Origin of the sequence: Streptococcus sp. HMSC078H12 (assembly GCF_001814615.1) — a bacterium.
GTDB lineage: Bacteria > Bacillota > Bacilli > Lactobacillales > Streptococcaceae > Streptococcus > Streptococcus salivarius_F.
In genome coordinates this window covers 289,801-302,573 of record NZ_KV817316.1, presented here as the reverse complement: position 1 = coordinate 302,573, position 12,773 = coordinate 289,801, and the positions used below count along the sequence as shown (strand labels likewise).

The window sequence follows — 12,773 nt, the reverse complement described above, 5'->3', positions numbered from 1 at the left end:
GCCATCTGATTTGACTTGTTCCACAAAAGCAACGTGTCCATAGGTTGGATCTGCTCCAAATATTCTCCTTTAACGCAAAAAAGACCCGATTTTTCGGATCTTATTTTATGTTTTAATTAATTCATTTTTTTTCTGAAGCTGCTTAAAGTGGTAGTCTAGTTTATCCAATTTATCTTCAAAGTGCAATTTCTTCATACTTTTATTATCTATCTCTTCGAAAGATAATAATAACGTATTGATTTTTTCTGTCAAATTCTTTTTTAGGAACTTGGTATCTTTTTTATTATCTGACTTGAGTTTAGTTATCCAATACTGTAGCTCGGAGATAGCCTGTGGATTGTTTGGTTCTGATGCGTAAAATTTTAATGCTGTGTTGAAATTTTGCTGAATTTCTATAGCATTTTCACTAGGTTTCTGTCTTTCTTCAATTATATGTGCGATTTTAGGCTTTGCTATATCGTATAAAACCTTTGCCCCTATTGCCGAAATTAGAGTTGCACCTACAACTAAGTTAGTATCGCTATTATCAGTGTTTTCGTTTTTATAGCTATCGGAAACAGGAAGTGGATCTGGAGCTAAATTCTCAGAATTGTCATTGTCAGGGATTTCAATTTCTTGAAAGGGTTCAAAATGTTTATTTCCAAATGCTGCCCCTCGTAAATCAACTTCTCCATTTATATACTTTTTATATAATTCATCATCCATTTTTATTTTTGCGTCTACTTCAATCATAGTAATACCTCAAATGTATATTATGGAAAAATTTTAGCATTAAAAAAATCAAAATTCAAGAGTTTATTAGTGTCCAATGACATAAGTAAATTGTTTTGCTGTCTCTGCATCAAAAGTGCGGTAGCTAACGACTCCTAGGCCTTTGACGTTTGATTCTGAGATAAGAATGGAGCCATCTGATTTGACTTGTTCCACAAAAGCAATGTGACCATAGGTTGGGTCTGCTCCAGCTTGTCCTGGGCTAAAAGATAGTGCGGAGTGTTCGGTTGGGCTATGAGTTGTCTGATAACCAGGTGCATTCATCCATTGGCCACCATTTCCCATATACTCTCCAAAGCTAACACCGACTTCTTTTCCTCGGTTGTAGACAAACCAGGTACATTGTCCCCAGGGATAAGACAGTCCTGTATAGCTTGAGGTATTAATTTCTTTGGTGAGGCTGTAGCCTTGTGGTACGTCCCCCGTTGTGACACCGCCTCCGTCTCTCGTTTTTCCTGTCGTTTGTTCAGGGGCCTTTGGTGTGCCTCCATGCTCATCGATATAAGTATCGAGTTTTTGCATGGTTTCAGCACGCCTTTTTCCTGATCCAGAAGTATCGGTGAAGTAGACTCCACCATCTGTTGACGTATTGAGGGAACCACTCGCAAATTTTTGAGCTTTGTCATCTTGGACTTTGAAGGTTTCATTTTTATTGCCAATGATGGTCTGATTGGTGAGTCCAACAACCGCCACTTCATCGTTAAAATTATTGGCGTTTTCTGGATTAGAGTCGAATGCCCCAAAACCAAACATGTTGGATCCTGGATTTGTAGCAACTCCAGCCGTTCCAAGTGAGCTTTCGTTTAAGGCAATTGCTACAATGGCACGAACATCTAAATTAGACTTAGCCTCCCAGTCTAAGAGCTTTTTACCATTGATGCGCTTCTTGTCATAGGAGATTCCTAAAGTATCTAAAAAGCCGTCCAATTGCTCTGCTTTAATACCATAGCGATGGACGAGTAAGTTATGGGTATAGGGATCTCCATTTGACCAGTGGTCCGTGTAGGTTGCACCATTTGGTGATTGAGAAGAGCCACCAGTGCTACCTCCTCCGACTGCTCCCATAATGATGATAATGATAAAAACAGGAAAAAAGATAGGAAAAAGACTAGATAATAGATACCATTTTAGTTTTTTCATCGACTCTCCTTTCTACTCAATGTCTGATATAAGCTGTAAATAGAACAGTCCCAAAGCGCCATTTGGCATCTAAGACAACAGAATGAGCTTTCGTTTGTGCAATGATCTGATCTTTGTCTTTTTCTGAAACTGGAAATAAAAGAAGGAAATCGACAGAGCGTTTCCCTTCTTGGTAAGCCTTAAAAAGTGTTTCTTCAAGCATTCTTGGAAAGGCTGTTCTTGAGCGTATTTTAGTATTCATTCTATTCTCCTCTCAATTGGTTTAGGCGTTGAGTTAAACGATCTCGTCGCTCGATATTGGCTCTTATCTTATCGTCTCGTGTCATGGTCTGACGATAAGCACGGGTGAAGGCATTGGAACCTTGGGCTTTATACATGGCTTGAGGCTCCTTGTAAGCATCCAATCTCCGTTCTAGGATATTGATACGGTGTTGTTTGAATGGTGACATCCACTCTTTTCTGAGCGTTTGGAATTCGTCCTCTGGACTAGGTATTCCTTCTGACATGATTGGTGAGTCACTTGGAGGTGTTGGGTTCTTTTCTTCAATTGGCTTGAAGTTATCAGGTGGTGTCTGTGTTGGAGGAATGATTGGTTCTGAAGATTCTGGGGTTATTGGAGCCTCTGTTGGTCCAGATGGCATGACTGGTTCTGGTTGACTTGGTTCCTTACGAGTAAAGAAGGAGCCTGCATTTTGGAAATGGCTCTTGGCATTCATCATCACCCCAGTCCCAAAACCAGCCCCAGCCAATGCAAAGTTTCCCAGGTGTTGGGCCGTCGCAAGGCTTCGTGTTGGAACTTGTGAAGCAACCTCTTTGCTTTTTGTGACGCCATGTTCAACTTTAGTACCAATATCTGTCGCAACCATTCGAGCTTTGGAGCCAAGAATGAATTGGAGGAGTTGGCCTTTGAATCTCCAGATGAGGAAATAGATGACACCTTTAGAAACCACCGATACTAAGAGTTTGAAGACAAGACCAAATAAGAGAAGTGACGGTAAGGTTTTTAGAACACCATCAAACCCATTTGTGACAATGTTTTCTATCATTTTTTCAATATAGAAAATAAGGAGTGTTAAGAGAGTTGTAATCGCTGGAAAAATCAAGCCCCCGAACATAACTTTTAGCACTCCAAAGACTAACTCTTGCATCCTTGGAACGAATGACATGAGAAGGACTACTGGAAAAAGTAGAATCATGGTGAGGACAAGGATTTGAGCCACCACATTTAAGAGCTGGATAAGAATAATGGGGACGGCTAATACAAAGGCTTCTACAATTTTAAAAATCACATAGAACATCCTAGTGAAAATGAAGTCTGGCATAGCTGACACCCAACGGTTCTTTTCACCATCATCGTTGGCTCCGTCGCCTAAATCGTCTAAATACTTGGAACGGTCTTTGGCTTTGACAGCCTTAAAATTTCCATTCTTATCACTAGTTCCAAGAACTTTACTGTCGTCAAAGGCTTCTTCTTTCCCGTCTTGGCTGTTCTTGTATTTTCCATTTTCTTGGCCGGTATTGACAAAGACATAGGCTTTATAGGACGTTTCTGCAATGTAGCTATCTGACATCGATTTTCCAATTTTAATGGACTTGTCTTTGGCGTAGTCCACCTTAATACCTGCAATCTTTTTGGTAACGTCTTTAGAGACGTTATTGACGGTATCAAGGAGATAAAGCCCACCAGAAGTTCCAGCGACTGTCCCAAAGTACCCCAGAGCTAATAGGAGTACTAGACAGACATGGAGGAGTGTTCTTGAAAAAGAGCCTTTTGAGAAGAAATACTGATAGAAAAGGTAGAAAGCTAAAACCAAAAGCAAGGTGCCTACAAGTGATTTGTTGGTAATGTTGCCAGAATTAGAGCCCGTAAATCCGTGCCAAATACTGCTTGCTCCATGAAAGACATAGGTTTTATAGGTGGCGTAGAGATCAATCTTTTCTAAGATGCGAATGAGGAGGGAAAAGAAGCCAACGACGGCATTAAGAATGAAAAAGAAGAGGTTTACGAAGAGTTCATTAATTAGGACCCAGGCTCCATTAAAGGAGCCAAAGTTGGTTGGTTCCATGTAGGACTTTAGGGAGAAAATATCCACTCCCTTTAGCTTGGCAAAAGCTTCTTGCATCAGTTCACCTCCTAACTAGCGTATTTATTTTCGAGACTTGAAGACACTGTTGCTTTCATAGGTTTTAGAAACATTTCAATATCCTCAAAGAGATTATGGACGGAAATCATATTAAGATTACCGTAGACATCGTAGTAAAGGCACTGACCAGAGATCATATTATCAATCCATTCGAGGTTACTTTCAGTGATTTCAAGATTAACGTGTCTGAGAATATCCTCACGTTCAGATTTTTCATAGAAGGCAAAGATAGTCCCAAATCCAGTCGTGTCATCGTCATTTTCTGCATCGTGGACAGATTGTGTAATCAGTGCTAAGGTATTGTTTTTGGAGCGTCCAATACGTCTCATATTTTTGATAACGGCTTTTCCTTCTGCGGACTTCATGAGAATCCAAGCTTCGTCAAAGAACTCAATGGTATCTTCATTTTCATTGCGTTCTCCAAAGTGGGTACAAAAGGCCCCAAGCGCAAACATGAGGGCAATAGAGTTTCGTTCGTGGTCTGAAATCTTTGTGGAGTCATCTTTTGGGAGCTTGAGGTTATTGACTTCTAGGATAGTAACTCGGGACTCATAGTTAAGACCTGGTGTGCTACCATCTGAGAAGGCGAGTTCCAAGATGGAGTTTGTCACAATGGACGTCAGGTAGCGACCCACTGAGGCAATTTCAGATGAGGAAGCCTGTCTTAAGGCTTCTAAGACATGTTTAAAGCCGACGTTTTCACCAGCTACTCGACGTTCTACGATAGCATTGATGGCTTCTGTGATGGCTGTTTTCTGGTCCATCGTCACGTCATCGACAGCTTGTAGGAGAAACTCAAGCATGTTCTTTGCGACTTCTACAGCTTGTTCCTTATCAAGGACAACAATGGGATCTAGGACTCCGTGGTTTGATGGTAGTGAGCTGTCTAGTGTCACAAAGTTAAAGTTGTCAATCTGTTTTTTGCGTTCAGGGTAGCGTCGTGCAAATTCAGGGGAATTGATTACCTCTTGGTAGTGGTTTCTGAGTTCTCGTTTGGGGTCAATATAGAGGGTTTTGACATTTTGTAAAGCCACACTTAAAAAGATAATCTGAGCGAGGAAAGATTTTCCTTGTCCTGTCGCACCCGTAATAATGATATGTGGGTTCTTGGTAATCTTTCCAGCGATATCTTCTTTGTTTCCGACTGTGGCATTGTAGAGGACGATATTTTTAGAGGAATCAATAGCTTTAGCGATAGTGTCCCAACGACCTGTCCAGTTGTCTACTCGTCCAATATACCAACCGATACGGTTTCCTGAGGTCGTATTGGTAAAGGGCATGAGTTCTGAAAACCCACGGGCTGTGACCATATGTGTCCAGGTGCGAGTTTTCTTTTGGAGGTTTTCCCCGTAGAGTAGGGCTTGAAAGAGGTATGGGCCATCTTGCGAAGCTTCACTGATTTCAACGCCCATATCATCAAAATAGTTGAGAACAACTTGTCGTCTTTGACGAAGCTGATTGACACTAGAAGCAGAGACGATTAGATAGGCTCCATATTCAATGATATCTTCCTTGTTTCCGACTTTCTTCATCAGGTCTTTTAGAGAGATAGAGCCCATGATGATTTCATCTTGTTGGACGGTGTCTGTATTTTCAGCTTCTTCCATGATGTTTCGATAACGGGTATTGGAACGTCCCATTCTCCCCTTGATTTTGTTGGTATCAATAAATTCAGCCTTGATACGTAGTTCTACGGGAAAGTTCAAGCGTTGGACAAATTCTCCTAGGTGAAAGCCGTTGAATTGCACAGGAAACTTCCCAACAGGAAGAATAGTCACAAAAGAGGAACCATAAGGACTTTCGAGCTTGAGGAAGCCTCCTTTTAAGACTTTAATTAGGGTGTCTGTGATATTAAATTGGGAGCGATTAGCGAGGACCTCCTTCTTGTAGTGGGGAATATAGCGAAGGTATTGCATCCGCTGGTAGTAGAAGAGTTCTTCATTGGTCAGACGTTTAGCACGTAGGACGGAGAAAGCTTGGAAAATAGTGAATTCATCACTTCTGTAATCGTTATACCAGGTGGGACTCAATGCGTATTCGTAGCCAAGACCGTTTGCGATCTTCTCTGAGAACTCGTTAAAACTCTCATAGGCTAAGTCTTTCACCGTTGCCCCGTGATTTTGTTTGCGTAAGGTCACTCCGACGACCCAATCAAACTGATAAGGAATTTCCATTTCATCCGTGAGACGGTCAACCGTGTAAAGAAGGAGTTCTTCTCCCAGTTCACGGCTATCATCTGCCAATGCTTCTGAAAAGTCCCTCATTTTTTCTTCTAAGAGATAGTCCTTGGGAATGAGTGAAATCTCAAAGGACTTGTTTTTCTGGAGTTTCTTCATCATCTGAGCAACTGTAATCTTGTGTTTGTCCTTTTTCTCTTCATCCGTAATGGTGATGGGAGTATTGGGAATACGGTAATAAGCCACCACCGTTCGATCTTTTTTGAGGGCTAGATTTTCATGGGTGTCCCTAATAGGATAGGTTAAGGTAATACTCATAGGACCTCCTTTCCTATAGTTTTGTTTTTTCAAAGACAATTTCTTCTATTGCATCTATTCGGTCTTCATGGTAAATCGCTTTTTTATTGAGCTTGAAATCCCAGAAGTAAATCAGGTAGTCTCCAATGAAAACGTGCATCTTCTTACCATGTGGTTCGTATTCGGTATAGAATTTAGCCAGTTTATAGGGGAGGTACCAGTAGAGCAGCAGTGAAATAGAGTGTGTTAATTTTGCGAGAGGAACCAGGATGAATCCTCCAAAGAGCAACATGGCTACAAAAACGAAGGTAAAGACAATGAAAAAGGACAATTGCATTGGTGTCGCAAAGTACCAAAGGCGAGTCCCCTTTTTTGTCTTGATTTCCTGGATCCAATAGGGGGCGTTCAACCCCTTACTGTAGTCATAGAGTCTTTCGTCAGTCATATTTAAAGTCCTGAATCAATACCAAAGAGTCGTAGGAACCAGCCGACCACTTTTAGGATGTCTTGTCCTTTTGCGATTGAGACAATGACGGCATAGAACCCAACGACTGAGAAAAGTTGAAGCCAAGAACTGTTTCGCCAAGCTTTAATAGCCAACAAAACAGCGATAGCGGTGAGAATCCAAATTCCATCGCCTTGGAGGAAGGTACGTAGATTGTCTGTATTCATAGAGTTCTCCTAATCTTTATCGTTTGCGTAGTTGAGAGGAATAGTGTGTTCTAGATTTGTGACATAGTAGCTCTTGTCTTTTTCTGAGAGCGTGAAGGTGAAGTTTTCGGAGTGTGTCGTTCCTCCCACCTCAAAGGTTGCTTGGACATAGGCGATGAGATTAGCCCCATCCTTCTTCAGATAGGTGTAGTCAATCGTTTTAAAGGTGGTATTGGCTACAATAGCAACGTTTTTGGCAATAAGGTTAAGGTTGTCTTGATTGGTAGTATAGTTGGTAAAGAAGACCTTGAGGAACTTTTCAACCTTCTTGTGTTGACTGTCTGAGACGTGGTCGTTGGCTGTGAGTTGGAGTTGATCGTCTTCACTAAAGTGTCCAGCTTGTGAAGACTCAATCGCTGAGAACCAAGGAAGTCCAGAAACGTAGTATTTCCCCTCTTTTTCATCAAAGGGAATATTAAACCCCGTGACTAGTTCTTTTTCCTCGGTGTCTTTGTCGTGTTGGATTATTTCCTTGTATTTAACCTTGTAGGTAGCTACCTTACCTTCTACCGTGACTAATTGTGAGTAGAGCAGGGTACTTGGGTTACGTACTTGACCTTGCGCTTTGACGTCTGGGACGAAATTATAAAAGCTGTTAAGGTGTTCGACTTGAGCTTGTTGTTTATCCCCTTCTTGTGGGAGGGTGAAGTAGGCGTAGACATAGTCATTGAGGTAATACTGGAGCTTGTAGTCATACTTACGATTAGCATCCACAGACTGTGCTTTTTGTTTTTGAGTCGCTTTCACTTGAGCTTGTAGTGTTCCCACTTTATTTGAAAGTGTGATGGCACGGATGGCGCCCGTAAGACCAACAAAAAGGAGGAAAGCAATTCCTCCGATAACAGCTAGATTGACGGTCTTTTTCGTAGTGACTTTTAGCTTTGGTGGGCCACCTTTTTTCTCCACCTTTTTAAAGTTTGAGAGGTATTCCCTTGCTTTTAGTATGTAACGTTTGGCTTTTATCATAGGTCCTCCTTCTAAAGACTAGCGAGTTCAATGAGTTTAGACCCTTTAGCGTAGAGTCGCTTATTAGCCTTTTCAATCTCACTGTTGATGTAATAGTAGCCTCGTAACTCATTATGGAGTTGTTCGACTAACTCAGGCTTTAGATTTTTGGCTTCTTCTTTTTTGAGAAGAGCGTTTAGTTCTCCCGCCTTAGTCCAAGCCTGTTTGTGGTCTTTCTTTTTGAGTAATTCTCCGAGTTCGTTGGTAACTTGTCCAACTTTGGTTTCAAACATCGTTTTAGTAGCCATATCAATTTCCTTTCTAAAGGTTTCGTGATTGTTTTTGATGGTCTGTTGAATATAGGCAATGAGAGAGGGGCGCATCCGTTTATTGAGACTCAGAACCTGACCGTCTAGGGAGAAATAGGCGTGTTCATAGTCGTAGAAGCCCCTATCATCTGGAGTTTTTCGGTACATCTTCCAGCACATTCATAGTAGAAGTCTTTCCCTTTTCTCAGGAGGATATACATGTTCCAAAACTCCTGATCAGGAAGAAGGAGGAAGTCTGCTTGATAGATTTTCTTGAGCATGGATTAGCCCTCTAGAAGGTCCTCGTAGCCTAGCGCCTGGTAAATAAAGTCTGTATCAAACCAAAGCCAGTCATTGATTTGAGTGTCGGTAGGGGTATCTCCAGAAAAGAGGTCTTCACAGATGGTGGTTAGGGTATCTATACCACCACGTTCACGGACAGTGTTTAAGGTACTAAGGCCACCAGACCAGGCTTTAAAGTTGTTTAATGAATTGATTTCGACTTTGTATTCCATAAGGGATTTCCTTTCTAGTGTTCATAGTGTTTGTTGGTTTTGAGGAGTCTTAAGATAGCCTCCCCACGATCAGTAATTTCACCGCTATTTTGAATCATCTTCATGTATTCTGTTTGCATGATTTTGTCTGCTTCAGAAACGAGTGCAAGAGAGTTTGCGACTTGATAGGTTAACCAGCGAATGGTCCGTTCGATACTGTAAGGTTGTGGACTGGTTGAGAGTTTTAGGGGTTCAACCCCTCCAAAGAGCCTTTGCCATTTTTCATCGGGCTTATAGGCTCCAAAACGGGTGACACCATCATAGACTTGGATTTCCTTGTTCACGATGCCTTTTGCGATTTCTCCGAGGTCCACACCGTTGATGTATTCCTCCACAACCCCTTGGGCTTTCTGGTCTGAAAAGCGTAGCTCGTAGCGGTTCCAGATACCAAAAATCTCCAAGGATTCTTCCAAGGAGATATTTTCCATACGAGCGATTTCGTATCGCTTTTCATAAAAGTTGAAGTAGAGCTGACTTTGTCGGCTCCCAAAGTAAAGGGAAAGCCCGTGATTGGCTTCCATATCGTCGTTATCGGTGAAGGAGCCCCCACCTGTGATGTTCCATTTTCGAATGGTATCTAGGACAATTTCTTTGGCATAGAGCTTATCAATGAGCTTGGGGATCTGGATGTGTTCCTCCTCGTGACCATAGCCTTTATAGAGTTCGTCTAGGGCGATATCAAGGCGTTTTACCCTGACATCTTCGTAGGCATAGAGAATATTCTGAAGAAAGTTCTGCCAAGAAGTCCCCTTGTGCTCTAAGAGGAGCTCCATCTCCCGACAGCCCTGACCCGATAGTTGGAGACACGTTTGGTAGTTATTGGTCGCAGACTTATCAAAGAAATCGAAAATCCAAATGTTTCCTCGTTGCCACAAGTGGGTATAATTCATGAGCCGTGTTTCTTGGTCAGTAAATTCGCTTAAGTGACAAAAAAGAAAGTTTTCACAGAAAGCTTCTAAATCTCGCAGACTAGGGAAGGTTAGTCGCAAATAGTCGATGTGAGCTCTAAGATTATTTCTGTGACACTCCTGATAATAACCGAGTTTTTCTTTGAGTTCTCGGAACTTGTCAATGGTGAGGCCTCTTTCCCCTGATTCATAGGAGCGGTAGGTTCTTATCGGTAAGTCAACGGCTTGTGCAAAGGCTTTTTGGCTGAGGCCTGTTTGTTTTCTGAAGTTTTTGATCTGAAAGGGACTTATTTTAGTCATTCATGGGAACACCTCCTTTTGACTAAGTGACACACTTTTTTGACCAAAGTGACACACTTTCTAAATCTTGAAATCCCAACTCCCACAAGGAATGAGGAGGGGTGGACGTGGCACTTTGGCCAAATGTAACCCCCCTATTAGAAATAGTGGGAAAATATGAAAAAAAGCCCTTTAAAATGAGGCTTTTGAGGTGTGTTTTCTTTTTTTGGTAGCTAATTTGGTAGCCAAAGAGATTTAGTCGATAAAATCACTTGATATGAGATTGAGTTTATCTGTTAATTCGGAATCAGAGTTTGGGTATAAATGACAATTTAGATAGTAATGAGAAGAAGCGGGCAAAGAAAATTTTGTCTGCTTTTTTTAGATGTTGAAATGTTTTAACTGTTATGCTATAATAATAACAGTAAGAGCACAAATAACAGTAGGGGTTGAGGATGAATATACAGATAAATAATTCCAGTGATGATCCAATATATCTGCAAATAAAAAATCAAATTAAAGCACAAATCATTTCTGGAGATTTGAACGTGGGAGAACAACTACCTTCGATAAGATTCTTAGCGAAAGAATTAAGAGTAAGTATGTTAACTGCAAAAAGAGCTTTTGATGAATTAGAGTTAGACGGGTTTATAAATTCGGTACAAGGAAAAGGTAATTTTGTTGCAGCACAAAATAAAGAACTAATTCGAGAAGAATACTTAAAGAAAATTGAATCGAAGCTTCAAGAAGTAGTTGAACTTTCAGAAATTGCAGATGTATCCAGTGATGAATTGATAGAAATGTTAAAGAGTTATGTGGAGGGTGAATATGAGTAAATATGCTATTGAAATTAAAGATTTAGTAAAAACATTTGACAGTTTTAAACTAGGACCGGTAAATCTTACTATTCCGAAAGGAACAATAGTTGGATATATCGGACAGAATGGTTCTGGTAAAAGTACAACTATAAAATTGTTACTTGGGCTTTTAAGAAAAGACTCTGGCGATATAAGACTTTTAGATGAGGAAAATCCTAATAGTGTTGAACTGAAAGATAAACTTGGAGTGGTATTTGATGATTTGTTAGTGCCGGAAGAAATGACATTAATCGATGTTGAAAAGTTTTGTTATAGAGTTTATTCAAAATGGGATAAAAAGCAGTTTTATGGATTAGTTGAAAAATTCAATTTACCACATAAAAAGACGATTAAAAATTATTCTCGTGGTATGAAAATGAAACTTTCAATGGCTGTTGCTTTATCTCACAATGCTGAACTTTTGATTTTAGATGAAGCAACAAGTGGGCTTGATCCAATTGTAAGAGAGGAAATCTTGGATTTGTTATTAGATTTTATGCAAGATGAAAATCATACAATTCTTATTTCTTCCCATATTTTATCTGACTTAGAAAAAGTGGCAGATTACATTGCTTTTATTCACAATGGAAAAATCTTATTTATGGAAACAAAAGATGATTTAAAAGAAAACTACGGTATATGTACTTTATCCAATGAAGAAGTAAATAACATTGATGAAGAAGCCATTGTAGGAAGAAGAATACATTCTTTTGGGCAAGAGTTACTTGTTAAAAAGAGTCTTGTACCTGATGGTATCAAGTTACAAAAACCGTCAATTGAGGATATTATGATTTACTTTGTGAAAGGAGTGAGACAATAATGACAGCATTAATTTTGAAAGATATAGCTACTTTAAAAAAGACATTATTATTAACGGTTACTATCAGTATTGCACTGGCTGTATATGGAATTTATGAAAATGAATTGTTTATGGTTCCGTTAATATGTGCAATGATTCCGCTTATACTTACTGCAATCGCCTTTGGTTATGATACAAAATCAAATTTCGAACAGTTTGCATTTTCTATGCCAATAAAAAAGAGCAGTTATGTGTTGAGCAAGCTTTTCTTTGCATTTGCCTTTGGTTTGGTCGGTTCAATCTGCATTTTTGTACTGTTGATGATAAAAAATCAAATGTCATTGGATAATATAGTGTTTATTGCTTTAATTACATTAGCTGCTAGTATACTTATGCCTGCCATTCAATTACCATTTATTCTTAAATATGGTGCTGAAAAGGGTAGACTCATTATGGTAATCACTTATTTCTTAATATTTGCTTTATCAACACTGTTAAAAGAAAAGTCAAATTTTCTTGCAGAACTAATGGAGATTTTTAGTAAGAATTCTATATCAATGATTTGCTTAGGAATTTTAGTTGTAAGCATATTAATCATAGGGGTTGCAGTAAAATTGTCCGTTATGATTATGGAGAAAAAAGAATACTAGTTATAAATTATTTAATTTGTAGTTAGATGGTAGAGATGGGAAAACAATTTTTTTATTTAGCTGCTATTATATTTTTAGTATTAGGTTTACAGACAAAATATCTTGTTTTTTGCAAATAATACTTAAAAAGAATGTTGAATTATCAGCATTCTTTTTCATTTCAGATTGATTCTCGGAATTTAGTCATAGTGGGAAAATATGAAAAAAGCCCTTTAAAATGAGGCTTTTGAGGT

Annotated in this window: 13 protein-coding genes and 1 pseudogene; 3 read left to right on the top strand and 11 right to left on the bottom strand. The window is 39.6% G+C overall.

The genetic code is table 11. From position 1 onward, the window contains the following. Positions 1–105: 105 nt before the first annotated feature. The 11 genes and pseudogenes from HMPREF2979_RS02840 to HMPREF2979_RS02790 all read right to left on the bottom strand — a co-directional run bounded on the left by HMPREF2979_RS02840 (position 106) and on the right by HMPREF2979_RS02790 (position 10,255). Positions 106–732, bottom strand: coding sequence for a hypothetical protein (locus HMPREF2979_RS02840; protein ID WP_070655039.1), 627 nt, complete (start codon positions 730–732; stop codon positions 106–108). Positions 733–798: 66 nt separating this feature from the next. Next, positions 799–1,911 carry a CHAP domain-containing protein gene (locus HMPREF2979_RS02835; RefSeq protein WP_070655037.1) on the bottom strand — a complete coding sequence of 371 codons (1,113 nt, stop codon included), beginning with the start codon at positions 1,909–1,911 and terminating at the stop codon, positions 799–801. Positions 1,912–1,927: 16 nt separating this feature from the next. Beyond that, the gene (locus tag HMPREF2979_RS02830) at positions 1,928–2,152 is read right to left on the bottom strand and encodes a hypothetical protein (RefSeq protein ID WP_038675095.1); all 225 of its coding nucleotides are present in this window, start codon (positions 2,150–2,152) and stop codon (positions 1,928–1,930) included. Between the two features lies 1 nt (position 2,153). After that, on the bottom strand, positions 2,154–4,034 hold the full coding sequence (locus HMPREF2979_RS02825; protein WP_070655035.1) for a conjugal transfer protein: 1,881 nt from the start codon (positions 4,032–4,034) through the stop codon (positions 2,154–2,156). Between the two features lie 11 nt (positions 4,035–4,045). After that, complete coding sequence (locus HMPREF2979_RS02820; RefSeq protein ID WP_070655034.1) at positions 4,046–6,550, bottom strand: ATP-binding protein; 2,505 nt, start codon at positions 6,548–6,550, stop codon at positions 4,046–4,048. Between the two features lie 13 nt (positions 6,551–6,563). Further along, positions 6,564–6,974: a conjugal transfer protein gene (locus HMPREF2979_RS02815; RefSeq protein WP_070655031.1), complete on the bottom strand. Its 411-nt coding sequence runs from the start codon at positions 6,972–6,974 to the stop codon at positions 6,564–6,566. 2 nt (positions 6,975–6,976) lie between these two features. Beyond that, on the bottom strand, positions 6,977–7,201 hold the full coding sequence (locus HMPREF2979_RS02810) for a hypothetical protein (RefSeq protein WP_021144863.1): 225 nt from the start codon (positions 7,199–7,201) through the stop codon (positions 6,977–6,979). Between the two features lie 9 nt (positions 7,202–7,210). Further along, positions 7,211–8,206, bottom strand: coding sequence for a conjugal transfer protein (locus HMPREF2979_RS02805; protein WP_070655030.1), 996 nt, complete (start codon positions 8,204–8,206; stop codon positions 7,211–7,213). An 11-nt stretch (positions 8,207–8,217) separates the two neighbouring features. Continuing rightward, positions 8,218–8,774, bottom strand: a pseudogene (locus HMPREF2979_RS02800) (conjugal transfer protein). A 3-nt stretch (positions 8,775–8,777) separates the two neighbouring features. Then, positions 8,778–9,008, bottom strand: a complete 231-nt coding sequence (locus HMPREF2979_RS02795; RefSeq protein WP_070655027.1) for a hypothetical protein — start codon at positions 9,006–9,008, stop codon at positions 8,778–8,780. Positions 9,009–9,022: 14 nt separating this feature from the next. Next, positions 9,023–10,255: a replication initiation factor domain-containing protein gene (locus tag HMPREF2979_RS02790; protein WP_070655026.1), complete on the bottom strand. Its 1,233-nt coding sequence runs from the start codon at positions 10,253–10,255 to the stop codon at positions 9,023–9,025. A gap of 434 nt (positions 10,256–10,689) precedes the next feature. Between HMPREF2979_RS02790 and HMPREF2979_RS02785 the strand changes: the two genes are divergently transcribed. Genes HMPREF2979_RS02785 through HMPREF2979_RS02775 form a run of 3 tightly spaced genes read left to right on the top strand, consistent with a single transcriptional unit; the run spans position 10,690 to position 12,540 of the window. Next, positions 10,690–11,070, top strand: coding sequence for a GntR family transcriptional regulator (locus HMPREF2979_RS02785; protein WP_070655024.1), 381 nt, complete (start codon positions 10,690–10,692; stop codon positions 11,068–11,070). Continuing rightward, positions 11,063–11,911, top strand: a complete 849-nt coding sequence (locus tag HMPREF2979_RS02780; protein WP_070655022.1) for an ABC transporter ATP-binding protein — start codon at positions 11,063–11,065, stop codon at positions 11,909–11,911. The genes HMPREF2979_RS02785 and HMPREF2979_RS02780 overlap by 8 nt, the downstream gene beginning before the upstream one ends. Then, positions 11,911–12,540, top strand: a complete 630-nt coding sequence (locus tag HMPREF2979_RS02775) for an ABC-2 transporter permease (protein WP_070655019.1) — start codon at positions 11,911–11,913, stop codon at positions 12,538–12,540. Before HMPREF2979_RS02780 ends, HMPREF2979_RS02775 begins: the two co-directional genes overlap by 1 nt. The last annotated feature ends 233 nt before the right edge of the window (positions 12,541–12,773 follow it).